Here is a 23668-nt window from a genome sequence, read left to right as displayed (position 1 = left end):
TTTCGGGCCGCGTCTGTGGTGGCGTTTGTGCATGATGAGCCCGCGCCAAAGATAGCCCGGGCTTAGCCCGCCAGTTCGGCCATACGCGACAGTGCCAACTGCGTGTATAAGGCCGTGCCGTCGGCCAGGACATCGTCGTCAAAGGTTGCCGCGGGGGAGTGATTGAAGGCGGGGGTGGCGGCATCCGCTTGTCGCGACATGGCCGAGAGAAAGACAAAGGTTCCCGGTACCTGTTGCAACACTCGCGAGAAGTCCTCAGAGCCGCCACGGGGGTTGACCATGCGGGTGAACCGCTTTTCACCGAAGAGTTCACCGACGACGCGCTCGGCCCGGCTGGTTTCGCCCTCGTCTGTGACGGTCAATGGATATTCGGTGGCGTAATCCACCGCTACTTCAACGCCGTGCGCTGCCGCGATTCCCTCGAGCAGCCGGGGGACCACGCGCGCCAGCTTGGCCCGCGACTCGGGTGTATATGACCGAACGGTCGCCTCCAGTCGCGCGGAGTCGGGGATGATATTGCGCTTGGTGCCGGCCTGCAGCACCCCGACCGAGAGCACCACCGGGTCGAACATGTCGAATTGGCGGGTGACCATCACCTGCAGGGCGGTGACCATCTCGGCAATCACCGTCACCGGATCCTGCGCTTGATGTGGGGCCGAACCGTGCCCGCCGGCCCCGTGCACCGTCACCGTGAGGCTATCGCTGGCCGACATCAGGGTTCCGGCGCGACTGGCGAATTGCCCGTTGGGTGCGCCGGCCGACACGACGTGCAGGCCGTAGGCGGCATTCGCCCGGCGGCCGGCGGCGTCGAGTACGCCCTCGCGAATCATCACTCCCGCCCCGTCGTACCCTTCCTCACCCGGCTGGAACATGAGCACGACGTCTCCGGCGAGCTGGTCACGGTGGTGGGCGAGCAGCGTCGCCGCGCCCACGAGCATAGACGTGTGCAGGTCGTGACCGCAGGCGTGCATGGCGCCGTCAATGCGCGAGCTGAACTCCAATCCGGTACGTTCCTGAACTGGAAGCGCGTCCATGTCGCCGCGCAGCAACACCACGGGCCGTGAAGCGGATGCCCCGACGCCGGTTCCGCGCAACACCGCCGTCACCGAGGTGGTGTCGGTACCCAGACTGATCTCGTACGGTAGGCCCTGGAGGGCCTTGAGTACCTTCTCCTGCGTGCGTGGCAGCTGCAGCCCGATTTCAGGTTCCTGGTGCAAGCGGTGGCGCAGGTCGGTGATGTCTCCGGAAAGTTCACGGGCATCTGCGAGTACGGTCACGGTTTCTCCTTTGAAGGCCTCTGGTGGTTCCAGTGTGAGCCGCGGCGGGAGAGTTGTCGAGTCACATCAGCGTCTTGCGCACGAACTCCCGGGTGCGCGGTTGCTGCGAGTGGTCGAACACCTCGGCCGGCGAACCCTGCTCGAGAATGACGCCGCCGTCCAGAAAAACGACCCGATCGGCCGTTGCCCGAGCGAAGCCCAGCTCGTGGGTGACCACGAGCATGGTGGCGCCGCTGGCGGCCAACGCGGCCATGACATCGGTGACTTCGCTGACGTTTTCCGGATCGAGGGCCGACGTCGGTTCGTCAAACAGAAGCAGGGCGGGTTCAAGGGCCAGTGCCCGGGCGATGGCGACGCGTTGCTGCTGCCCGCCGGAGAGCTGGCGAGGGTAAGCGTTGGCACGATCAGCCAATCCCACTCGGGTCAGCAGTGTCATGCTGCGCTCGATTGCATCGGCCTTGCTCAGTTTGAGAATGGAGCGCGGTCCGTCGGCAATGTTCTGCAGCACGGTCCAGTGCGGAAACAGGTTGAAGTTCTGAAAAACCATTCCCACTTGGCGACGCTGCACGGCGATCTGGCTTTCGCTGAGCCGGCGCACGGTCCCTTTAGGCTCTTGCCGATAGCCCATCAGTTCCTCGCCTACCCAGATCGACCCGCCGCTGGCGACCTCGAGGCAGTTCACGCAGCGCAGCAGGGTGGATTTTCCCGACCCCGACGAACCGAGGATCGCGACGGTTTCGCCCACGTGCACCTCGAGGTCTATACCCTTGAGTACCTCGACCCCGGAGAAATTTTTACGCAATCCGCTAATGCGCAGAAGGGGCAGAGTCACGATTGCAGACCGCGATCCCGGTTGCGTTTGGCGGCTCGTCGATCGAAAAAACTGGCAACAATAACCGAGCTGCCATTGCGGCTGGACCCCCGGCCGTAGTGACGCTCAATGAAGAACTGCACGCCGTTGAGCACGGTCGTGATGAAGAGATACCAGATACTCGCGACAATCAGCAGTGGCACGGTTTGATAGGTCTGGCTGTAGATCTGCTTGACCGAGAACAACAACTCGGCTCCGCCGATCACGCTCACCAGCGAAGTCCCCTTCACCAGCGCGATGATGGAGTTGAAAGTGGGCGGAACGATGAAGCGCATGGCCTGGGGTAGCTGGATTCGAAAGAAGACGCGAACCGGCTTCATACCCAGGGCTTGTGCCGCCTCAAGCTGCCCCACGTCAACCGAGATCAGCCCGGCGCGATAGATCTCGGCCTGATAGGCGGCATCGTGCAGTCCAAGACCGAGAATGGCCGCCAACAGTGGCGTCACCAGGGTGTTGGACTCGATGAAGGCAAATGTCGGACCAAACGGAATCCCGATGCTCAAAACCGGCACGAGCAGGCCGATGTTGAACCAGAAGATCAGTTGCACGAGCTGTGGTGTACCTCGGAACAACCAGATGTACGACGAGGCGAGCGCGCTCAGCAGGGCGTTGTCTGACAGCTTGCACACTGCCAGAACGCCGCCGAGAACCAGACCGATCGTCAGCGCCGTCACCGTGAGAAAGAGAGTCATGACAACGCCCTGGAGCACGGTTTCGCTGTTGAGGTATTGCCCGACGACGTTCCATTCAAAGTTGGGGTTCGTCAGCACCAGGTTCACTATTTGAGCGGCGACGACCACGGTAATGATGGAGAGCACCCAGGTAGCGGGCCGCCGGGGAGGCAGCGCCCGTGCTACGTCCACAGGGTGTTGCGGGTGAGGCAATTCGATGTCGGTCTGGTTACTCGGCAGGTTTGCCATGACTATTGCGGATTTGCGACGAGCCAGTCGGCGTACAGGTTGATGCCGGGCTGTTCGATAATCTCTCGTTCGAGACCGTACTTGGTCATGATCTTCTCGTAGTCACCATTGTCAAAGAGCACTTGAAAGCTCGCGAGCAGCGGGTCGGAGAGCTCGGAATCTTTCGGAAGCAGAGCTCCCATGAACTGACCGGCGAACCCGTTGGCGAACTCGTCGCCGACGACTTCCAACTCGTCGTTGGATTCTTTAGCCGCGTAGAACAGCGAGGCTCCGCCGGTGAAGAATGCATCCGTTCGCCCTGATCGCACGGCCAGCACGCCGTCGGGAACGCTCGCGACACTCAGTACGGTGAGGTCCTTACCCTGCTCCTGGCATTTCACTGCCTGAGCCTCGGCGACTTTGTAAGTGGCGGCGTTGGCGAGTGCTGCCACGGTGACATCACACAATTCGTCCATGTTGGTGACGTTCTTGGGGTTGCCCTTCTCGACCAGAAAAGGCACGACCTCCTGCAGAACGTCAACGAATTCGGCGCCTGGGCGCTCCCTCGGTCCGCCGACCGAGTCGGCGTAGGGAAAGAAACCGAAAGCGTAACGTTCGGCGCTGATCGCGGCGAACGCGCCGGAAATGTCCGGCACGGTGGCGACCGTGACATCCACGCCCATGACCTCGGCGATGGCCTCCATGAGCTCGGCGCCGGCGCCGGTGTACTCGCCGGTTTTTCCGGGCGTCGTGACCCACCACGGGGGGTTTGCACCGCTCGTGACGACAGTGAGCTCGCCAGCGTCCTGAATGTTTTGGGGTAGGGCGTCGTGGATGGCTTGGTCCATGCCAGAGGACGCTGTGGGTTCCGCCGGTTCGACCGCTGCACTGCAACCGGCTAAGAGCGAGACCGAGAGGGCTATACAGAGGGTTTTTGCGACCTGGATACGATTCATTGACAGTGTTCCATTGCTGTAGTTGATTAGGTGAACTCAACACGCCTGCGTACAGGCCTGCGCCGATCTAGTGAAAAAGACGACGGAGCGCTGGAATTGCGCGGTAGAAGCGCCGCTATTTTTGGGGGTAGCCGAGCGTTGCAGAGATACGGTGGGCGGCGCTGACGACCGAATCTCTCCACGCACCCTCGACATTGCCCGACACCCGCGACATGGCACCCCCAATTACCAGGGCCGCGATCATGTCTCCAGAATAGTCGTAGACCGGCGCGGCGACTGCCCCTGCCCCGGCATCGACCTCGCCGAGACTGAGGCTGTAACCGCGCTGGCGAATCTCCTCCAATTGTCGGCGCAACTCGGCCTCGTCGGTGATGGTGTGTTCGGTGAACGCCGGCCCACGATGCCTGAGTACCTGGGTCAGGCGTTGCTCGTCCTGGCCCGAGAGCAGCATCTTCTGCCCAGCCCCCGCATTAAGTGGCCGTTTTTTGCCGACATCAACGGAGATACGCAGGGAATGGGTGCTCTCAATGCGGGAGATGCAGATCGCTTCCATGCCCAACGGAGCCAGCAGATAAACCGTTTCATTGGTCTGCGCCTGCAACGTCTCCAGCTCGGGCTGCGCTGCGGCCCGCAGTGCTTCGATCGGTTGGACCGCCACTTCGCTGAGGGTGAGTAATCGACTGCCTACCCGGTAGCGGTCGCCGATGCGCTGCAGAAAACCGCGCGATTCGAGGGTTTTGATCAGGCGAAACGCCTTGTTTCGGGTCACTCCAATGCGCCGGGCGATGTCGGCGACGCGCAGTTCCCTCTGCCCGTTCTCGAACTCGAGCAGGATGTCGAGGGCTGCGGCGACCGGCCCGATCGTATAGTCGGTGGCCGGGCCCGTTGCGACGGTCGGCTCCGTCGAAGTCTCAGAAGCCTCAGAAGCCTCAGAAGCCTCAGAAGCCTCAGAAGCCTCAGAAGCCTCAGAAGCCTCAGAGGTGTCAGGCGTGTCCGGGGTGTCAGCAGTGTCGGTTGTCATGCGGTCACCGCGATCGTTCGACGACTGTGCGCATCCGCTATAGAGAGGAGGGAACCGCTCATGAACTGGCCGCCTTTCAGCACGGCGGTGCGACGGCTCGCATCCTGCAACAAGCGGATGTCCCGATGCGGGTCGCCGTCCACGATGAGCAGGTCGGCGAACTTGCCCGCCGCGACAGTACCGACATCGGCTGACATGCCGAGGCACTGGCTGGAGTGGTCGGTGGCGACCGTGATTGCTTCGGCTTCGGTCATGCCGGCCTCGACCAGCAGTTCCAATTCCATTCCGGTGCGCCCGAATCCGTGGAACGGGTTGGTGTCTGTGCCCGCCGCGATGCGCACACCCAGTCGCACGGCCCGAGCAATGCTCTCACGATGGCGAGCAGGCATGTCGGCGGTGTGGGCGCGCACGCTGGCCTGGGACAGGGTGCTGTGCCAGTTGGAGATGCACATTGTTGGAACATACCATGTGCCGCGATCAGCCATTTCGCGCGCGCACTCTTCGCTGAGGTAGGTTCCGTGCTCAATGGTATCGACCCCGGCCCGTACGGCCAGGATCGCGCCGGGGTCGCCGTGGGCGTGTGCGCACACCGGGATCCCCTCGAGGTGCGCCTCGTCAACGATGGCGGCGAGTTCCTCCTCGGTGAACAACGGGCGGTGCGGCCGTCGTGCGGCGAACGTCATGCTCCCCGTCATCGCAACCTTGATGACGTCAGCGCCCATGCGAATAACCTCTCGCACCTTGGCCCGAGCAGCCACCGGGCCGTCGCACCAGGGTTCGGGCAGACCGGGCCAGATCTCGTAGCGCCCGCGGGAGTTGATCGCGCCGCCCGACACCGGATGGTGATCCATCAGCGAGTTGGTCGGCGACACAATGATCAGCGAGGTCTGCAAACGCGGACCGGGAATGACTCCGCGGTCAACGGCGTCGACGAAGCCGCGTTCCAGGCCCCCGAGGTCGCGGGCCGTGGTGATTCCAGCCTCCACCGTCACCTTCAGGGCCGCCACGGTCTGGGACACCAGCAGTCCGAGTGGTTCCGGGTGCGTGACCAGGCTCTGAGCCCACGCTGCATGGTGCGTGTGGCAGTCGATCAGGCCGGGCATCAGGGTGGCGCCGCCCAGATCGACGACCTCGACGCTGACGGGAAGGGGTCGATCGTCGGTCACCTCGACGATACGTTCGCCGTCGATAATCACGGTCGACCGCGCGCGGGCCGGGCTACCGGTGCCATCGATGAGACGAGCGTTGACAAGGGCACGCAGCTGGGTGGTCATGAAATGGGCTCGTTTCGGGAGGTGGAAAGAAGAGTGGATGCGCAAGCGTGGTTTCGCGCACTCGCCAGCACCGACCGCCGCATCTTGCCTGGTTCGGGTGGCGGAGTTTCGTAGGACAAGGGGATTACTCTAATTGTATCGCTGCATAGACAGTGTATCTATATGATATACAAGAGTGACCATTAATGCTCGCCGTGAAGGGTTGCGCAAATGTTGATGACAGGACTTGCTCGGGAGATTTCCATCTCGGGAGTGGCCGAAGCGCCATTAGGGGAGATGCGGGACATGAAGACAGCAACTCCCCAATTTGAGCCGCCACACGGTCTGCCGGCACTGATCGGCCAATTCGGGCTGCTCGCGGCACCGCACCTCTCCGAATTCGGGATGACGCCCGCGTGGCGAATCGGCAGCTCCGTGCAGGTCGGCTGGCGAAATAAACGCGGGCAGGCACCGACCTTGGGGCCTGTGACACGATGACTATCGACGATGTCTACGCCCACATTGATGCGGGATTTACCGCAGCGCTCGACGAACTCGCCTGTCTCGTTCGCATCGCCGGCGTAAGTGCTCAGCCCACGGATGACCTTGTCGTGTGCGCTCAGATCGTGCTGAACAGTGTCTGCGCGAGTGGTCTGCGCGCGCACCTGATCGAGGGCTATGGACCGCCAGTGGTGTACGGCGAACGCATCGTCGACCCCTCTTTGCCGACCGTGCTCATTTACGGGCACTACGACGTGCAACCGGCAGATTTTGACGCGCACTGGCAGGATGATCCGTTCGAGTCAACCATTCGAGACGGCCGCATGTACGGGCGTGGTACCAGCGACAACAAGGGCCAGCACCTCGCACAGCTCTGCGCGCTGCGTGCCATACGCGCCGTCCACGGCGAGCTGCCGGTGAATGTAAAGGTGCTCATCGAGGGCGAGGAAGAAGTCGGAAGCCCGCATCTGGCCGAACTCGTGCGCGATAACCGGCACCTGTTGGCGGCCAATCTCGTCATCACCTCGGATGGTCCCGTGCATCGCAGCGGCACTCCGCAGCTCGTTCTCGGTACTCGCGGACAGCTCGGCGTTGAGCTGCGCACCCGCGGGGCGAACCGGGAGGCGCACTCTGGAAGCCTCGGCGGGGTGCTGCCCGACGCCGCCCAGCATCTCGTGCAGGCGATGGCGACGCTGTGGCAACCCAGTGGTGAGATCGCCGTTGCGGGCTTCTTCGATGATGCGCTGCCCCCGACGCCAACCGAAAGCGCGAATCTGGCCGGGTTGCCCCTCGACCTGAACGATCACTTGACGGACTTCGGCATTGTCGAGCTTCCCGAACCGGCGGGAATCGGCTATTACGAACGGTTGATGCTGCAGCCGACCATGACCATCACCGGTCTGACCAGCGGCTATACCGGACCGGGGATGAAATCAGTCATTGCCAACGGCGCCCGAGCGCACCTTGATATGCGGCTGGTACCCGGGCAGAACCCCAATGAAATATTTCGGTTGCTCGAGGCGCATCTGGCGGTGCATGCTCCGGATGTCGAGCTGACCCGGCTCAGCTCGGTTCCAGCATCACGCACAGCGCTCGACAATCGCTACGTTGCGATCGTGGCTGGTGCAGTAGAGCGTGCGACTGGCGTGGTTCCCTTCATCGTGCCGAGCCTGGGCAGCTCGCCGCCAAACTTCGTCTTCGCAGATATCCTGGGCATTCCCTCAATTCTCGTGCCCTATGCCAATCCGGACCAGAACAATCACGCCGCGAATAAGAACTTCGAGCTGTCGCGATTCAAAGACGGGATGAGAATTTTTGCCACCATCCTCGACCACGTCGCCCGCGCGAACTAGTCGAGTTACAGCGCGAGGCGCAAAGCACCGTCTATCTGGTCGAGTTCTGTCCGGTTGACGTAACCCCGACATGCCGAGGCGCTCGGGCGCGACGGCCGAGTCTGCTCGAAGGAAAACGTGCGCCTGAAACAGGAACGCATCCAATGGAATCTCGCGCTGGAGCGCTTGCTCGCTAAATTTCGTGCAAAATAAGTTTCGATTTTTTTGAGCCTGAAGATCGCGCTCCACTCGGTCGTTATGCCCACCGATTCGACGATGATCAGGCTAAAAGCTCGGTCGTACCTCTGAATGAACTCGCCAGCAGTCGCAAATTATTTCATGACAGAACGCGTGTGACCGAAAATCAGGAGTTTCGGAGAATATCGTGAGGTTTTGTTCAAAAAGGGCGGGCATGCTGGCGGCCTTGTCCGTGCCACCCCGAAGTGCACGGACCAAAAACCTAGCGAATGGGCGTACCTAGCGCCCATCATTCGCGCCAAATGAAGGATATGCGCCCAAAAAACACTGAAATGCCTCATGCCCACGTCGCCCTCAAAAACACTCGCATTCACCGTGAGCGCCGCAAACCACGAACCCGCCGACACGAGATCGTAGCGGCGACCGGAACCGCACTCGTTATTGCCGGTCTGGTCGCCAGCAGCGGATTCGTCGCCCAGTCGGCCGATGCCAGGCAAGACAGCATCGCCGCCACGACCGTACTCACCGAAAGTACGGGCCTGCAGAGCGATCAACTCGAGTTCTACGTGCAGCGCGGTGAGACGATCACTCGAGATAACGCATCCGCTGCCCTGAGCGCGGCCCACGTCGTCATCGCTGCCAGCCAAAGCAAAGTGGATGCCACCACTCTCACCTCGGTAGCCAGCTCGCTTGCCAACTACGCGATCCTGCCGATCGAGCGGGTGGAATCGCTCACGGCCGAGGCGAAAGCGGAGACCGCGTCGGTCGCTGCCGCCACGGCTACAGTCGACCGCGTCGCCGCCGAGGCCGCTGCGGCGGCCGCTGCGGCGGCCGCTGCCACCGCGGCTGCTGAAGCAGCAGCGCAAGCAGCTGCGGAAGCCGCTCGTGTGCAATCCTTAGCCGGCGGTAACTCCGTCGACGGTGCGCGCGCCACAGCGCGTTCGATGGCCGCCTCGCAGTACGGCTGGGGTGAGGACCAGTTCAGCTGCCTCGATCGGTTGTGGCAGAAGGAATCGGGTTGGAACTACGCGGCCATGAATTCCAGCAGTGGCGCGACCGGAATTCCTCAGGCACTCCCCGGTAGCAAGATGGCGTCGGCCGGCAACGACTGGGCTACCAACGCCACCACGCAGATCAGCTGGGGTCTCGGCTACATCAAGGCCTCGTCCTACGGAACGCCGTGCGCGGCCTGGTCGCACTCGCAGTCTGTTGGCTGGTACTAAAGCGCTGATGGTGTGAAGTTCATGCCCCGGTCACGACCCAATCGACGAGCAGCAGGCTCTTTGCCAGTGGATGGCCGCAGGTTCTGCGGCGTCCATCCAGGGTGCAGGGCCCGGCGATACGATAGACGCATAAGGACTCCATGATTGAGTTCGACGAGGCACACCGACGTGCGCGTCGCAGGAGCCCGCACTCATAGTTCGTCTGTGTACACAGTGCGCTGGTTGTTGCTCGTAGGCTGCCCGGTCATTGCCGTACCGGATTCCCACCCGGGAATGCCGGCAGTGGCCGGTAGCTCGTGAGCGAGAACAAGCCGCACCCGCACGGCGATGAATTTGATGGAGGCGTTTTTTCAATGTCGTCTGGTTTCACCCGCTCGGGTCCGTCGCCGTCGGATCTATCCCCCTCCGGCCCAACGCTCGAAACGTTCATAGTTGATTACTATGAGCATCTAACAGACGAAGATGCGGCGGCCTACACCCCTGAGGTTCTGGAAGCTCGGGCGCGTGCCCATTGGCGGGTCGCGCAGCGCCGGGTACCCAAAACCGCGGCCGTCGAGATCCACAATGAATCCGGTCGGAGTGTCGTCTACATCGTCACCGACGACATGCCTTTTCTCGTTGACTCGGTCACGGCCGAGTTGGTGCGCCAGCACGCCGCTATTCACCTGGTCGTGCACCCCCTGCTCATCGTCGCTCGCAGCAAGTCCACAAACGACCTCGTCGATATCAACCGGATTCCGGCCAGCGTCGGCGTCTCCAGCGCCGGTGTCTCCAGTGGTGATACCTCGGCCATGCCCAATATCGCCCACCTCATCGCGACCGGTGATGATGCCTCGCACCTCGAGTCCTGGATCGCCATCGAGATCGACAGCGCGAGCGACGATGAGCACACCAGCCTCATCGGCGGGCTGGCTGCTGTGCTCAAGGACGTGCGGGCCGCGGTCGAAGACTGGCCGCTCATGCGCACCAAGGCTAGGCAGATCGCACAAGCGCTCGACACAATCGTTGGTGGCGCGCACATCAAGGACCTTCACCAGACCCAGCAGCTTTTGCAGTGGCTCGACGAGGGCAATTTCACTTTTCTCGGTTACCGCGAATACAACCTCGAAACGCAGGGCGGTGAGGACGTGCTCACTCTCGTCGAGGGGAGCGGCCTCGGCCTGCTGCGTTACGCCGACGACCGTCACCAGGTTCAGCACCTGACCGATGCTGGCCGTCAGAAGGCGCGCGAGCGCACCGCCCTGGTGATCACCAAGGCCAACTCCCGGTCCACCGTGCACCGTCCCGCCTACTTCGACTACATCGGAATCAAGAGTTTCGATTCCGCCGGCGAGGTCGACGGTGAGCAGCGGTTTATCGGCCTGTTCGCCGCGAGTGCGTACACCAGCTCGGTCACCGCAGTTCCGGTGCTGCGCGAGAAGGTTGAGGCTGTCATGACCGAGGTCGGTTTTCCGCCCGAGTCGCACAGCGGAAAAGACTTGCTCGGCATCATGGAGACGTATCCTCGTGACGAGCTCTTCCAGATCGAGGTGCCCGCCCTCGTCACAGCGTCGCTCGCGATTCAGCGTCTGCAGGAGCGTCGTCGTACCCGTCTGTTTCTGCGACCCGACATTTACGGCCGGTTCATGTCGGCGCTGGTCTACCTTCCGCGTGACCGCTACAACACCGGCGTGCGACTGCGCATCGAGAAAGAACTACAAGAGACATTCAACTCGGAGTCGCTCGATTTTGAAGCGCGAATGACCGAATCTGCGCTGGCGCGATTGTTCTATCGCATCCGCCTGCCCAAAGATGTCCTGGCGGACTCCGTCGATATCGCGGCGCTGGAACAACGCCTGGCCAGAGCCGTTCGATCCTGGCCCGAGGGGATCAGCGACGAACTGTGCACGACACACTCGGTCGAAGATGCGGAGCGGTTGGCCGACGTGTGGGCCGACGCTTTTCCCGCCAGTTACCGGGTCGACTACGAAATTACTGATGCGCTGCAAGACATCGGGCGATTCGAGGCCTGTGCCGCGAAAATCAGCCGCCCCGGACTGTACGTGTACCTGCCCAGAACGGCTGGTGACCCGGGCGAAGACGCCCGCATCAAGCTCTACATGACCGAACCGAAAAGCCTCAGCCAGATTCTGCCCTTTCTGCAGAACCTCGGCATCGAGGTGCTCGATGAAGTGCCGTTTGAAATTCAGACCACCGATGGGCGTCGCTTCTACCTCTACGACCTCGGCCTGCACTACCCGGCCGGAGTCGACCCGGTCGCGACCGGCGCACTGCTGGCAGACTCCTTCGGCGCGGCCATCAGCGGCGCCATCGAATCCGACAGCCTCGACCGCCTGGTCTTACAAGACGGATTACCTTGGCACCGCGTGGTTATTCTTCGCAGCTACGCCAAGTACCTGCGCCAGATCGGCAACACCAACTCCTACGGTTTCGTCGCGAACGCCCTGCTGGCCAACCCGGCCGTCACGCTCGGCCTTGTTGCCCTGTTCGAGGCCCGATTCGATCCAGACCTGGCCGATGACGAGCGGATGCTCCGCGTCGCCGACGTACGCGAACAGCTGCGGGTCGCAATGGAGCAGGTTGCCACCCTTGACGCCGACCGGGTGCTGCGCACACTCATCACCCTGATCGAAGCGTCGCTGCGCACGAATTTCTTTCAGCACAAGCCCTATCTCAGCATCAAACTCGACCCGTCGCAGATCACGCAAATGCCCTCACCCAGGCCCATGTACGAAATCTGGGTGTACTCGCCGCGCGTGGAGGGTGTGCACCTGCGTTTTGGCAAGGTAGCCCGCGGCGGGCTGCGCTGGTCCGACCGCCGTGAAGACTTTCGTACCGAGGTGCTCGGCCTGGTCAAGGCCCAAACGGTCAAGAACGCCGTCATCGTGCCCACCGGCGCCAAGGGCGGATTCTTCGCCAAGAAGCTACCCGACCCCGGTCGTGACCGTGCGGCCTGGATGGCTGAGGGTATCGATAGCTACAAGACCTTCATTCGTGGACTGCTCGACCTGACCGACAACCTGGTGGCCGACGTCGATGGCGAACACGTCGTTGCACCGCACCGGGTGGTGCGGCATGACGACGACGATAGCTATCTTGTCGTCGCCGCTGACAAGGGCACGGCATCCTTCTCCGACATCGCCAATGGACTGGCCGCCGAATACGGTTTCTGGCTCGGCGACGCTTTCGCCTCGGGTGGTTCGGTCGGGTACGACCACAAGGAGATGGGCATCACCGCCAAGGGAGCCTGGGAGTCGGTCAAGCGCCACTTCAGCGAACTCGGTGTTGACACGCAAACCGAAGACTTCACCGTCGTCGGTGTCGGCGATATGTCCGGTGACGTGTTCGGCAACGGCATGCTGCTCTCCAAGCACACCAAACTCGTCGCGGCTTTCGACCACCGGCACATTTTTCTCGACCCCAACCCCGATCCGGCGCTCTCTTTCACGGAACGCACCCGGTTGTTCGAGCTGCCGCGCTCATCCTGGGCCGACTACGGGACCGATCTGATCAGCGCTGGTGGCGGCGTCTTCCCTCGCCAGGCCAAGGTCGTTCCCATCTCGGCCGAGGTGCGGGTCGTGCTCGGGCTACCAGAAGGCACCGCCCAGCTGAGCCCGCCGGAATTGCTGCGGGCGATTCTGCTGGCGCCGGCTGACCTGCTCTACAACGGCGGCATCGGAACCTACATCAAAGCGAGCAGTGAATCGGCCGCGCAGGTTGGCGATAAAGCCAACGACGGCATTCGGGTCGACGGCCGGGACCTGCGGGTCAAAGTCGTCGGGGAGGGCGGCAACCTCGGGTTCACTCAACTCGGCCGCATCGAAGCTGCGCTTGCCGGAGTCATCCTCAATACCGACGCGATCGACAACTCGGCCGGGGTGGACTGCTCCGACCACGAAGTCAACATCAAGATCTTCGTGGACCGAATGGTCGCGGCCGGCAAACTCGACCCGGCCGAGCGGGCCGGGTTCCTCGCCGAGATGACCGACGAGGTCGGGCGGCTGGTGCTGGTGGACAACGTCGACCAGAATATTCTGCTGCTCAACGACCGCATGCTCGTGAACAACTGGAGCCCGAGCTACGAGCGCCTCATGAACTGGCTTGAAGAATCGGGAGATCTGCAGCGCGAGCTGGAGGCTTTGCCGACGACAGCCACGCTACGGGAGCGTCTGGACCGCGGGCAGGGACTGACCAGCCCCGAGTTGAGCGTGCTCGCCGCCTACGCCAAGATCGAGCTGGCTACCGCGCTGCGGGGCAGCGACCTGGCCGATGACCCGTGGTTCGGTAATACCCTGCGCGGATACTTCCCGGGGCACCTGTCCGAACGTTTCGATGCCGAGCTGGACACGCATCCGCTTCGCCGGGAGATTATCGCGACGGTCGTCGCGAACGACATGATCAACCTCGGCGGCATCACCTTTGCTTTCCGTGCGATGGAGGAGACCTCGGCTAACTCGGCGACGATCGCGCGAGCTTTCGTGGCTCTGCGCGAGGTTTTCGACCTCGACTCGATGGTCGACGAACTCAACGCGCTGCCGTCGTCGTTCCCGACCAAAAAATGGACGTCGATCCATTTGGACATTCGCCGCCTGCTCGACCGTGCCGTGCGTTGGCAGGTCAATCAGGGCGCCAACATGCCTGTCGGCGCGGTAATCGCCGCGTACAAGCCGCAGATCGCGCTCGTGCGCGCGCACCTCGGCGACTACCTACAGGGCGCCGATCGCGGGCGCCTCGAAACGCAGGAAGAGAAGGCCAGGGAGTGGGGTCTGCCTGACGATCTCGGTCGCCGCTGGTCGGAATTGTTCGAAGCGTACGCGCTGCTCGACGTGGCCATGATCGCGGCCAGGGCGAATGTGCAGGTCACCCGGGTCGCCGAAATCTATTACACGATCTACAACCGTTTCGGCGTCGACAGTCTGCTCGAGCGCATCACCAAGCTGCCGCGCAAGGACCGCTGGCAGGCCCTCGCCCGCGCAGCTCTCCGCGACGACCTCTACTCGACCGTCGCAGACATGACGCGGTCTGTGCTCGATGAAACACATGCCGGAACCGCCGACGAGCGCCTCCTCGCTTGGGAAGAACTCAACGCCGAACAGCTCGGCCGGGCTCGTAGCGTCTTCGACGAGGTGAATTCGCTCGCGCAAGACGACATGGCGTCTCTCTCGGTCGCCGTGCGCCTGCTGCGTTCCATCGTGCGCCGCTGAGCATCGGGTGACGGCGGGTGCGACTCACCCGTGGCCGACGCTGCTGGTTGGCGCCCCCGGCGGTTGTGACAACGGCGCTCAGGCATCCCAGCCGCGCGCCGGGAGATTGTCGAGCCAGTCGTCGAGCGGCGTCGACGTAATCGTGCCGCTGCCGAGTGGGGGGCCGTGCGCTGGCGGCACGCGAGACGATGATTGCTGATCGAAATCGACGGCCGGAGTGATGGTGACACTCATTGGAGGAAGAGCTATCCCAACGGAGGTCCATGCCTCGCCGGACAACCTGCTGATCGGATGTAGGAACGTGTGAAACATCAAAACCCCTGACTCGAAGCGGTCAAAACCGCTACCAGGGTCTGGGGTAACACTTAGACGCTACGCGTAAAGATGTCAAAACATCAAGAGTTCTGTATTAACAGAAGGAGAACACGCCGCTAAAAAAGCCAGTGAGTCCCTGCCCGAGAGCGCGCCGGGTACGGCTAGGGCAGGGAGGCGATCACAATCGCGGCGGCCATCCATAACGGCATCGCTAAGACCATCAGTGCGAGGCCGACCCATTGCAGCCGCGCATACGGCTGATTGACGCCGCCGCGATTGCGGGTGCGCACAATATCGACCACCGAGATGACCATGCCGACGAACATGAGTGGAGAAACCGAAAGCAGCACGAGAACGTTGAGCGGGTCATCGCGCACAGACGAGCACACTGCGACGCCGGGCACGCAGTAGATGACGAACAGTGCCGCGCTGATCCAGAGCGAAATGGGAATGTGCCGCGTCGACGTCGTGATAGTTGCGTTCATGATGCGACCCCCGTTAGTGCCTGCGATTTCTGACAATAGCACGGGGGTGAGGCTGGGTCAGCCCATGTAGCCGAGTTGGGTGAGCCTCGTGCGTACCTCGGCGTCGCTGGGCTCGACCAGGTGCGTGTCGTCGGGAAACACGATGACGGGAATGTTGGTGCGCCCGCTAATGGCGCGGGCGCGATCGGCGCCGTCCTCGACGAGGAGCAGATCGACGTAGTCGTAGTCCACCTCGAGGCGGTCGAGCAGCGACTTGGAACGACGGCAATCGCTGCACCACTGTGCTCCATACATTGTGATGCGCGAAGCGGTGGCAGTCGATTCAGTCATATCTGCGAGTGTAAGCCGCGCACCTGAGTGTCACGGATGGGGCGCGTTCGCTTTAGTCGTGCAGGTGGTCGACCTGCCAGCCGGTGGATTGCTCGAGCAGATCCAGAATGTTTTGAGCGGATGCCCGCGCTTCGGCCTGGCCGCGCACGTTCACCACGTCGATGGTCAGGGGCAGGCTTTCGCCGAACTTGGGAATCTCCACATCAATTCGGCCGCCGTCGGGCAGCGCGATGAAAGCGTTCGCTCCAGCCGGGTTCTCTACATTCGTACCGAGGGCGGTAGCGATGGCCGCGAGGGCATCGGGCTTGGTGCGCTGAACCTGGGCGATGATCGTGGCAGTGAACGTCATGGGGCTCCGAATGTGAGGGGTTGAGGACTCGTACAGTAAAGCAGTACCCGTAACCTGAATCCATGCCTTCTTATCGCGTCACCATGAGTATCGAATCCCTGCACGCAGGAACCGTGCCTGCCTCGGTCGTGCCCCGGGCGGCTGCGGCGGCCGCCGAATTCACCACCGTGGAAGCCTCCGATCTTACGATCGTCGCCGGTGCAGCGCGGGTCATCGTGCGTTTCACGGCGGATGACTCGGCATCGGCCCTGCAGATCGGCGCCCACGTCGTGGCAGATCTGCGGGTCGTCGCCGAGTTGCGGGCGTCGCTGATCACCGAGCGAGTCAAGGGAACCTGGGTGCCGGTGCACTGACCTCGACGTTCACGCGGTAACGCACACGGGCGCGGGCGACACGACGTCAGCCGCGCCCGTGTGCATATTTTGCGAAGCTACTCGACGGGCGCGGTGACCGTGTTGCTCTGCAGTGTGACGGCCGTCTGGGCCAGGAGGCGTCCGTTGATGGTCGCTCCGGTCTTCATGGCGATCATCGTCTGGCTGAGGATGGTGCCTTCGAAGTGCGCGGTCGTGCCGATGGCGACGGATCCGCCAACCTGCCAGAACACGTTCTTCGCCTGCACGCCGCCGGCGAGAATCACGTTCTGAGCTGAAGCCTGTTCCAGGTCCTTGGAGATCTGAAAGATGAAGACGTCATCCGCGGTGCCGGTGAGGGTGACGTCGGTGGAGATGTTCACGTCGGTGCCCCACTTGTAGAGGCCCTGGGTGAGGGTCAGGCCACCGATTTCGCCGGCGCCCAGGTTGATGAAGTCCGGAGTGGTGCGCCCGGCGGCATCGGTGTACGCGATCTCGAGGTCGCTGACGGCCTCGGTGAGGTACGTGGCATCGGTCACGATGCAGGAGGGGCCCTCGGCGTCGACGCTGTAAATCGTGCCATTGGTCACCTCCGGGCAGGTGACGTGAATAGCGGCTCCCGTGATGGGGCTCGCTCCGACGTTTCCGCTGATCGCTGATGTGTAGACATCCGTGATGCCGGACTTCGAGAGGATAGCAAAGGTGCCGGCCTCTCCAAGGTCGACCACGGCGCGCGGTGCGGGCTCGGATGCGATGGCTCCGCCGACTCCGATGCTGCCCACTCCGATGATGCCGACGACCAGGAGGGCGCCGAGAAGTCGCTTGCGCGACGATGAAAGCTGTGTAAACGAACTCATGTTTTTTTCCCTCTCCAAAGACCCGCACGATGCGGGTCAGGGCAGGGCCACGTGCTGATATGGCCGCCGGTGCTGCACACCGGGCTTCTCCCGTTGACCGGGCTCGAAAGTAGGTGACGCCCCCAAGCCCCAACTGTCGTGCCCTCCGGGCGCAATACGCACATACGTTCGTGCGCCCCCACGACAATGATTCCAACGAATAGAATCTGTCTAACCCCAGACTAGGGGTAGTACGGCCGTTTGCCGTGCTTCGTTCGCCGGACGACTAAACGATCGGGTCCATCGAGCTCAGGTGGGAGGAGTCGTTCCACATCTGCAACACGCGGTTCTCGCGCTCCCAACCGAGCGTCGACACGGTTGCGGTGCCGAGGCTCAGGCTCTTGCCAGCGACGGCGGGCAAACCCATCCAGCGCGCGGTCATGATGCGCAGAAAGTGTCCGTGGGCGAAAATGGCCACCCGACCCTCGGCTGCGAGGCAGGTGTCGATGGCGAGATCAGCCCGTGCGCCCACGTCCTCTACGGATTCACCATCCACAATAGGATCGCCCCACACGGTCCAGCCGGGAATTTCCGAGCGGATGTCCGCGGTTCGGCGTCCCTCGTACACCCCGTAATCCCATTCCAGCACGTCGTCGGTGGCCACGCCCTGCGCGCCGTAACCGGCCCGTTCCATGGTTTCCCAGGCACGCACCAGCGGGCTCGAGTAGACCCGATCGAAGTGTCGACCGTCCAACATCTCGCCGAGAGCATCCGCTTGACGGCGCCCGAAGTCGGTCAGTGGAATGTCGGTGCGCCCGGTGTGTTGACCGGAGATGCTCCACTCGGTCTGCCCGTGGCGAATAAGAACGATGTCGTTCTGGGTCATGCGGCTCCCTCGCGTGTGCCGCAGGAACGCGGCCGATCAAGTCTACGTTTCGTGCGCCGGGCAGCCCCGACCGGGGACGCCTCGGCGTCGACCCTTGGGTTCGAAAAAGTCGGCTGGCTGGATGCCACCTGCGCATGTGTCAACTGACCCCGGATGTTCAATTTCGACCCCGGCGAGAGTCGTAGGCTGGAGGCCTAGCCATCGAGTCTGAGACGGGTGCCATGAGGGTCATAAGCTACAACCTCCGGAAGAACCGTGCCAGCGGCGAACTCGTCGACCTGGCCGAACGGTACAGTCCCAACATTCTCTGCCTGCAGGAATGCAACACCGTCGATCTGCCGGCCGAGGTCGGAAACCTGCACCTGGCCGATTCGACTCATCGCAATCGCCTCGGCCTGGCCATCTACTATCGCAGGGACCGCTTCACAGCGATCAGGACGCAGACCTTCGCGCTCAAGAAGTCGCTGCATGACCGTGTCGCCGCGCCCGCACACGAACGCCTGATCGCCACCCGCCTGGTTGATAATGTCGCGCAGCGGGAGTTCGTCGTGGCATCGTTTCACGCAGCGCCGCTGACCGCGCTCAATTCTCTGCGCCGCAACCAGATTCGCAGCGCCCACGAAGAGTTGAGCGTTCTGGGCCCCGGCCTGCCGACCCTCATGGTCGGCGACTATAACTATCCAATCTTCCAGGGCAAGCTCGGTAATAAGGTGAACCAGTCCGGCTATGACCTCACGCTCAGCGATACGCGCACGTATACCCGTTATAAGTTCTTTCGCGGACACTTCGACCTGGCGACCTCGATGGGCTTGATAATTTCCAATGTCGAGACCCTCCCGCAGGGCACCTCAGATCACATGCCCATTCTGGTAACGGCTACCTATTCCGACGAGCCTAGGATGCAGACGGATGCCGCGCATCACCTTGCCAACCCGGCCGCCTCCGAGTCGGTATCCATCGACGGCGCCGACTTCACTATCTGAGGAAGTGGCCAAATCGCCGCCCGCCTTAGACGAGCAGCTCGATTATTCCGCGCACGATGGTCGCGAACGACCCGAGATAGGCAACGATTACGAGCAGGCGGCGGGCCACGTGCGGCTCGACCACAGAGGCCAGCCGGTCACCGATGATGAGCCCCACGATGCAGGCGCATCCGATGAGCACCCAGACCAGCACAGGTAACTGAGGCAGGTCGGCCGATCCCAGGGCGAATTTTGAGGCCAGGGACGCCAGCCCGATCGTGAGAAAGTACGGCTGCATGGTCGCGGCAAAGGACCGCTGCGGCCATCCTGTGGCAATCGCGTAAATGCTCACCGCCGGACCGCCGACACCGGCCGTCGTGTTCATGAACCCGCTGGTCATGCCGGCCATCACGCGAAAACCGAGGCGGTCGCGCACAACGACCCGGCCGAGATTCACCGATATGGTCAGACCGGCTGCCACGAGTACGCCGATCGAAATTTCGAGCCAGGCTACCGAAACGAACTGCAAAACGTAGGAGCCGGGCACGATACCGACGACGGCGCAGAGCGCCAGAACTATGTAGCGCCGCCAGTCCACCTGCCGAAATACTCGCGTCAGGATGATGCTTGCCGTGAGGACCCCGCAGACGTTGACCACGATGACGCCGTCAACCGGCCCGAGCAATAAAACCAGAAAAGGCGCCGCTACCAGGGCGAAGCCCATGCCGGTGATGCGCTGCATGCTCGACCCGACCAGCACGGCTGCAATCACCAGAACGGTCGTCCACACGTCAAGGTCTCCCAGCTCGGTTGTTGCTGTCCACGATACCGGCCCGGGCGGCACCGAATGGCGTGGGCAATGCTCGGTGGCCTACCGTTGACACATCGGCAGGTAGCCGGCGCGACGAAAGGACAACGGATGCCCGACCTCAGTTTTGCCACCGAAAACGTTTTGCAGGGGCGCACCTTCGACGCCGTATTGTTCGACATGGACGGTACCCTCATTGATTCCACGCCGGCGGTCAACCGCTCGTGGGCCGTTTGGGGAAGGGAATGGGGCGTGGCCAAGGACGAAACCGTCCACGGTCGCCCGGCGCGCGACATCATCGCAGAACTTGTACCAGCCGCCCGCGTCGACGAGGCGATCGACCGCATTCTGGCCCTCGAAACCGCTGACACCCAGGACATCACCGTGTTGCCCGGCGCCGCAGCGCTCCTGGACAGCCTGCCGGAGAGTCGACGGGCGATCGTCACGTCCTGCGCGCGGCCACTGGCGGTCGCACGGCTGGCGGCATCCGCTTTGGTGGCACCGAGCGTGATCGTGACCATCGATGACACCCCGCGCGGCAAACCGTTCCCTGAACCGTTTCTGGAGGGAGCCGCCCGGCTCGGCGTCGACCCGCGCCGGTGTCTGGTAATCGAGGATGCGCCTGCCGGGTTGCAGGCCGGCCGCGCCGCTGGCTGTACCACGATCGGAGTCGCCGGAACCTATCCGGCGGCCGAACTCGAGGCCGACCTCGTCGTGCCCGGGCTCGATCATCTGCGCATTGAATGCACTGACGACGGTCTCATTGTTCGGTTCAAGTTGCCGAAAAACTAAAGAACGGTCAGCGCTGCCACCCAAATGAACGTAACGTTAATAAGCGGTATGTGCGTTCGGCTTTTCCGAGTGGTGCGAGCCGCGTAACGAAAGGTTTTTCCCTCTTGGACGACGAATGCATCCACGGACTCGAGGGCCAATTGTGCGCTCTGTGCTTTCCCAAAGTTGTTACTGAGCCCCTCACCCCGGTGAAAAAGACCCGCGCCCCGAAGCTGTCTTCGCTGCGCGACCCGCTGCCGACGGCGGCTATGCCCGCCGCACGCACAGCCCGCCCGGTTCGCGTGGCCGGCGCGCCTCGCCCGGTGCGAGCTGAGAAGGTCTCGACCGACAACGTCGACGAGCAGCGCGTGTACCACCTCACGCACATCAGCAACCTCGGTGCGATCCTGCAGGACGGACGCCTGCTTGCCAACGACGCCCTCACCGCGCGGCCGACCGTCGACATCTCCGCACCGGGCACTCGCGACCTGCGCCGGGCTGCCCGCGTCTCCGGCGATGGTCGCAGTGTTGCTGAGTACGTGCCCTTCTTTCTGTCGCCGAATGCGACCGTCTGGGAGAGCGTGCGAGCTGAAGCCGCTGACCCGCGCCTGGCGCGCGATACCCACGGCTCCGAGGCCTTCGACTTCGTCATGCTCGTGAGTACGGTCAAGAAGATCAACGAGGGGATGGCGGCGCGTGCCGCAGCTGAAATTGTCTCGGCCAATGCCCCGGTAGACGAGGCCCAGGATCTGACCGCCCAAGATCTGACCGCGCCAGATGCTGACGCCGCCGAGGAGGCGGTTCCGTTCGTTGCGAGCGTGATCGCCGTCACCAACGGTGATGCCGCCGGCGCGCTGACCCGGTTCGGCGCCACGCCGGCCACCGCCGAACGCATGCTGCAGACCCTTCGCGCCGAAGCAGACGGTGCGATGATTCTCGAAGCCGAGTTGCTCGTTCCCGACGCCGTGCCGATGGACCTGATCATGCTCATCGGCGTCTGCAACGACAATGTGCGCGAAACTGTGCGCGGCATCCTGAAGGCCAGCTCGTATAAGCCCAAGGTTGCGGTCTACCCGCCGTGGTTCCACACCTCCGCTGATCCCCAGTAGGGCTTGGTTGTCGGGCCGGATCCGGAGAGTAAGCCCCTGATCTGGCCTGATCGTGAATCCAGATCTAGACGACCCCGAGTGGGAGATGCTCACCGACGGGCAGCTCCACCCGGATCCGGTCGCTCGGGTGCACGATGCCGCCGGTCACCACGACGCCCATGATTCCGCCGCGACGTTGAACCGCGCCGGCAGCATCCGTTTTGATGAGCTGCTTCATCAGGCCTTTCTGGTAGCCGTTGATGAGCGAGCAGGGGCTGCGCATGCCGGTGATCGAGACCACGGCCTCGCTGCCGAGGTGCAGTCGGGTTCCCAGCGGCAGGGTCATCAGATCGATTCCGATGGTCGTCACGTTTTCGCCCAGCTCGCCCGGTGCGACCGTATACCCGGTGGGTACGAGGTCGTCGAACAACTCTGCGGCCATGAAGTGCACCTGGCAGAGGTTGGGCGCCGTGGGATCGCGTTTTTTGGCATAACGGTGCTGCACCGTGGGGCCTGCGTGAGAATCGCCCTCGACACCGATTCCAGCCAGCAAACGGATGCTTACGACCACCGGCTTGCTGAAGCGGTGCGCGTCATCGCGGCTGACAGAAACGACCGCGCCGGGACGTCCCTCGAGTGCCATGCCCTTGATTCTGCCATAGCGCACGCACGTTCGATGGAACGCATACAACACCGACTGCGCAGACGTCAAAATGTCTGCGTCAAGTGGTTGACGCACCAACACGCTGGGCCTACATTTCATCAGTGGAAAGGTTGCCGATGACCAGTGTTACCCCCGACAGTCACGACCAGTTCGATGAGGGTACGGCTGAACCACTGCCACTACCGACAGACGAAACCGCCCCGCATATTGCCCGGCCCTACCGAGCCCTGGAGCGAGAGTTGGAACGCGCGGTGCGCGATCGCGTCGACGTCAACCTGCGAGTCACCGCGGCGGTCAACGCCATGCGCGACGGCGGCTGTTCCTGGGCTGATATCGCGCGCCTCCTTGGTACCGCCCCGCAGACCGCGCACAAGAAGTACAGTAAGCCGCGCCCGCCACGCGCCCCCAAGGACGCCTGACGAGATCAGGCCGTGCCAGACGCCGCGCCCGCGATAATCCCGCGTGCCGGGGGCCGCACGTCGGGTTTGCGGCCCTCGGTCGGGTGATTGCATTGTGGCCCAGATCACACGGTCGTGATATAGCCTTGAGGCGAATTCTCCCTGATTGAAAGGACACCATGCACGCCTCCGAAACACTCAGTAACAACCTGCAGTCCGTTCTGGTCGACCTGATCGAATTGCACGTGCAGGGCAAACAAGCGCACTGGAGCGTCGTTGGAAAGAACTTCCGCGACCTGCACCTGCAACTCGATGAGATCATCGTCGATGTGCGTGAATTCTCCGACCAGGTCGCCGAACGCATGCGCGCACTCGACGCGATGCCTGACGGTCGCAGCGAGACGGTCACCAAGGCCACCAACCTGCCGAAGTTTCCCGACGGCGAAGTCGACACGGCCGAGACGGTCACCCTCATCACCGAACGGCTCGACGCCACGGTCGCCAACATGCGCAAGGTGCACAATGAGGTCGACGAGGAAGATCCCACCAGTGCCGATCTTCTTCACGCTTTCATCGAGAAGCTCGAGCAGTATTCCTGGATGGTCAGCGCGGAGAACCGCAAACCGCGCAAGCGTTCCGAGATGAAATCCGCGCACTGAGCTTGCTGACGCGTACTCCAGGTTTCTCCTGGG

Annotated in this window: 24 protein-coding genes; 10 read left to right on the top strand and 14 right to left on the bottom strand. The window is 62.8% G+C overall.

The window, feature by feature from the left end:
* Positions 1-62 precede the first annotated feature (62 nt).
* From E3T27_RS10235 to E3T27_RS10210, 6 genes are all read right to left on the bottom strand, one after another.
* Complete coding sequence (locus tag E3T27_RS10235) at positions 63-1277, bottom strand: M20 metallopeptidase family protein (protein ID WP_134572572.1); 1215 nt, start codon at positions 1275-1277, stop codon at positions 63-65.
* Positions 1278-1338: 61 nt separating this feature from the next.
* Positions 1339-2109, bottom strand: a complete 771-nt coding sequence (locus E3T27_RS10230; protein WP_241992213.1) for an amino acid ABC transporter ATP-binding protein — start codon at positions 2107-2109, stop codon at positions 1339-1341.
* Positions 2106-3068, bottom strand: coding sequence for an amino acid ABC transporter permease (locus tag E3T27_RS10225; RefSeq protein WP_134572570.1), 963 nt, complete (start codon positions 3066-3068; stop codon positions 2106-2108). Before E3T27_RS10225 ends, E3T27_RS10230 begins: the two co-directional genes overlap by 4 nt.
* Before the next feature lie 2 nt (positions 3069-3070).
* Positions 3071-3895 (bottom strand): transporter substrate-binding domain-containing protein, encoded by an 825-nt coding sequence (locus tag E3T27_RS10220; RefSeq protein WP_166786178.1) that lies wholly within the window; start codon positions 3893-3895, stop codon positions 3071-3073.
* 223 nt (positions 3896-4118) lie between these two features.
* The gene (locus E3T27_RS10215) at positions 4119-5024 is read right to left on the bottom strand and encodes an IclR family transcriptional regulator (RefSeq protein WP_134572568.1); all 906 of its coding nucleotides are present in this window, start codon (positions 5022-5024) and stop codon (positions 4119-4121) included.
* A complete protein-coding gene (locus E3T27_RS10210; RefSeq protein ID WP_134572566.1) occupies positions 5021-6298 on the bottom strand; it encodes a metal-dependent hydrolase family protein in 1278 nt (425 codons plus the stop codon). Before E3T27_RS10210 ends, E3T27_RS10215 begins: the two co-directional genes overlap by 4 nt.
* A 285-nt stretch (positions 6299-6583) precedes the next feature.
* Here E3T27_RS10210 and E3T27_RS16830 point away from each other — a divergent pair, with 285 nt between their 5' ends.
* The 4 genes from E3T27_RS16830 (at position 6584) to E3T27_RS10195 (ending at position 14734) form a co-directional block, all read left to right on the top strand.
* Positions 6584-6775, top strand: coding sequence for a hypothetical protein (locus tag E3T27_RS16830; protein ID WP_206750163.1), 192 nt, complete (start codon positions 6584-6586; stop codon positions 6773-6775).
* On the top strand, positions 6772-8130 hold the full coding sequence (locus E3T27_RS10205; protein ID WP_134572564.1) for a M20/M25/M40 family metallo-hydrolase: 1359 nt from the start codon (positions 6772-6774) through the stop codon (positions 8128-8130). The genes E3T27_RS16830 and E3T27_RS10205 overlap by 4 nt, the downstream gene beginning before the upstream one ends.
* Before the next feature lie 509 nt (positions 8131-8639).
* Positions 8640-9530, top strand: coding sequence for an aggregation-promoting factor C-terminal-like domain-containing protein (locus E3T27_RS16700; RefSeq protein ID WP_174722207.1), 891 nt, complete (start codon positions 8640-8642; stop codon positions 9528-9530).
* A gap of 353 nt (positions 9531-9883) precedes the next feature.
* Positions 9884-14734, top strand: coding sequence for an NAD-glutamate dehydrogenase (locus tag E3T27_RS10195; RefSeq protein WP_134572562.1), 4851 nt, complete (start codon positions 9884-9886; stop codon positions 14732-14734).
* A gap of 78 nt (positions 14735-14812) precedes the next feature.
* On the opposite strand, the gene E3T27_RS16560 is transcribed toward E3T27_RS10195, so the two are convergent.
* The 4 genes from E3T27_RS16560 to E3T27_RS10180 form a co-directional block, all read right to left on the bottom strand.
* Positions 14813-14968 carry a hypothetical protein gene (locus tag E3T27_RS16560; RefSeq protein WP_166786177.1) on the bottom strand — a complete coding sequence of 52 codons (156 nt, stop codon included), beginning with the start codon at positions 14966-14968 and terminating at the stop codon, positions 14813-14815.
* Positions 14969-15210: 242 nt separating this feature from the next.
* Positions 15211-15534: a hypothetical protein gene (locus tag E3T27_RS10190; RefSeq protein ID WP_104198170.1), complete on the bottom strand. Its 324-nt coding sequence runs from the start codon at positions 15532-15534 to the stop codon at positions 15211-15213.
* 57 nt (positions 15535-15591) lie between these two features.
* Entirely contained in the window at positions 15592-15864 is a 273-nt protein-coding gene (locus E3T27_RS10185) for a glutaredoxin family protein (protein WP_104198169.1), read from the bottom strand.
* A 52-nt stretch (positions 15865-15916) separates the two neighbouring features.
* Positions 15917-16213 (bottom strand): hypothetical protein, encoded by a 297-nt coding sequence (locus tag E3T27_RS10180; protein ID WP_104198168.1) that lies wholly within the window; start codon positions 16211-16213, stop codon positions 15917-15919.
* Positions 16214-16275: 62 nt separating this feature from the next.
* Between E3T27_RS10180 and E3T27_RS10175 the strand changes: the two genes are divergently transcribed.
* A complete protein-coding gene (locus tag E3T27_RS10175) occupies positions 16276-16566 on the top strand; it encodes a hypothetical protein (protein ID WP_134572560.1) in 291 nt (96 codons plus the stop codon).
* A 77-nt stretch (positions 16567-16643) separates the two neighbouring features.
* On the opposite strand, the gene E3T27_RS10170 is transcribed toward E3T27_RS10175, so the two are convergent.
* Together E3T27_RS10170 and E3T27_RS10165 are read right to left on the bottom strand one after the other, a co-directional pair.
* Positions 16644-17420 carry an ice-binding family protein gene (locus E3T27_RS10170; RefSeq protein WP_134572559.1) on the bottom strand — a complete coding sequence of 259 codons (777 nt, stop codon included), beginning with the start codon at positions 17418-17420 and terminating at the stop codon, positions 16644-16646.
* Positions 17421-17685: 265 nt separating this feature from the next.
* On the bottom strand, positions 17686-18285 hold the full coding sequence (locus E3T27_RS10165; RefSeq protein ID WP_134572557.1) for a histidine phosphatase family protein: 600 nt from the start codon (positions 18283-18285) through the stop codon (positions 17686-17688).
* A 221-nt stretch (positions 18286-18506) separates the two neighbouring features.
* Here E3T27_RS10165 and E3T27_RS10160 point away from each other — a divergent pair, with 221 nt between their 5' ends.
* Positions 18507-19268 carry an endonuclease/exonuclease/phosphatase family protein gene (locus tag E3T27_RS10160; RefSeq protein ID WP_134572555.1) on the top strand — a complete coding sequence of 254 codons (762 nt, stop codon included), beginning with the start codon at positions 18507-18509 and terminating at the stop codon, positions 19266-19268.
* A gap of 25 nt (positions 19269-19293) precedes the next feature.
* Here the strand turns inward: E3T27_RS10160 and E3T27_RS10155 are convergent, their stop codons facing one another.
* Complete coding sequence (locus E3T27_RS10155; protein ID WP_104198164.1) at positions 19294-20037, bottom strand: sulfite exporter TauE/SafE family protein; 744 nt, start codon at positions 20035-20037, stop codon at positions 19294-19296.
* 129 nt (positions 20038-20166) lie between these two features.
* On the opposite strand from E3T27_RS10155, the gene E3T27_RS10150 reads away from it, so the two are divergent.
* A complete protein-coding gene (locus E3T27_RS10150; protein ID WP_134572553.1) occupies positions 20167-20847 on the top strand; it encodes an HAD-IA family hydrolase in 681 nt (226 codons plus the stop codon).
* 188 nt (positions 20848-21035) lie between these two features.
* Positions 21036-21935, top strand: coding sequence for a DarT ssDNA thymidine ADP-ribosyltransferase family protein (locus E3T27_RS10145; protein WP_134572551.1), 900 nt, complete (start codon positions 21036-21038; stop codon positions 21933-21935).
* A gap of 64 nt (positions 21936-21999) precedes the next feature.
* Here the strand turns inward: E3T27_RS10145 and E3T27_RS10140 are convergent, their stop codons facing one another.
* Positions 22000-22557 (bottom strand): MOSC domain-containing protein, encoded by a 558-nt coding sequence (locus tag E3T27_RS10140; protein ID WP_134572549.1) that lies wholly within the window; start codon positions 22555-22557, stop codon positions 22000-22002.
* A gap of 137 nt (positions 22558-22694) precedes the next feature.
* On the opposite strand from E3T27_RS10140, the gene E3T27_RS10135 reads away from it, so the two are divergent.
* Together E3T27_RS10135 and E3T27_RS10130 are read left to right on the top strand one after the other, a co-directional pair.
* Positions 22695-22997 (top strand): hypothetical protein, encoded by a 303-nt coding sequence (locus E3T27_RS10135; protein WP_104198160.1) that lies wholly within the window; start codon positions 22695-22697, stop codon positions 22995-22997.
* Between the two features lie 158 nt (positions 22998-23155).
* Entirely contained in the window at positions 23156-23635 is a 480-nt protein-coding gene (locus E3T27_RS10130; protein WP_104198159.1) for a Dps family protein, read from the top strand.
* Positions 23636-23668: the final 33 nt, after the last annotated feature.

This window comes from Cryobacterium lyxosi (assembly GCF_004403345.1).
GTDB lineage: Bacteria > Actinomycetota > Actinomycetes > Actinomycetales > Microbacteriaceae > Cryobacterium > Cryobacterium lyxosi.
Note: the sequence above shows the minus strand (reverse complement) of the source record. Positions and strands in the feature narration are given on the sequence as shown.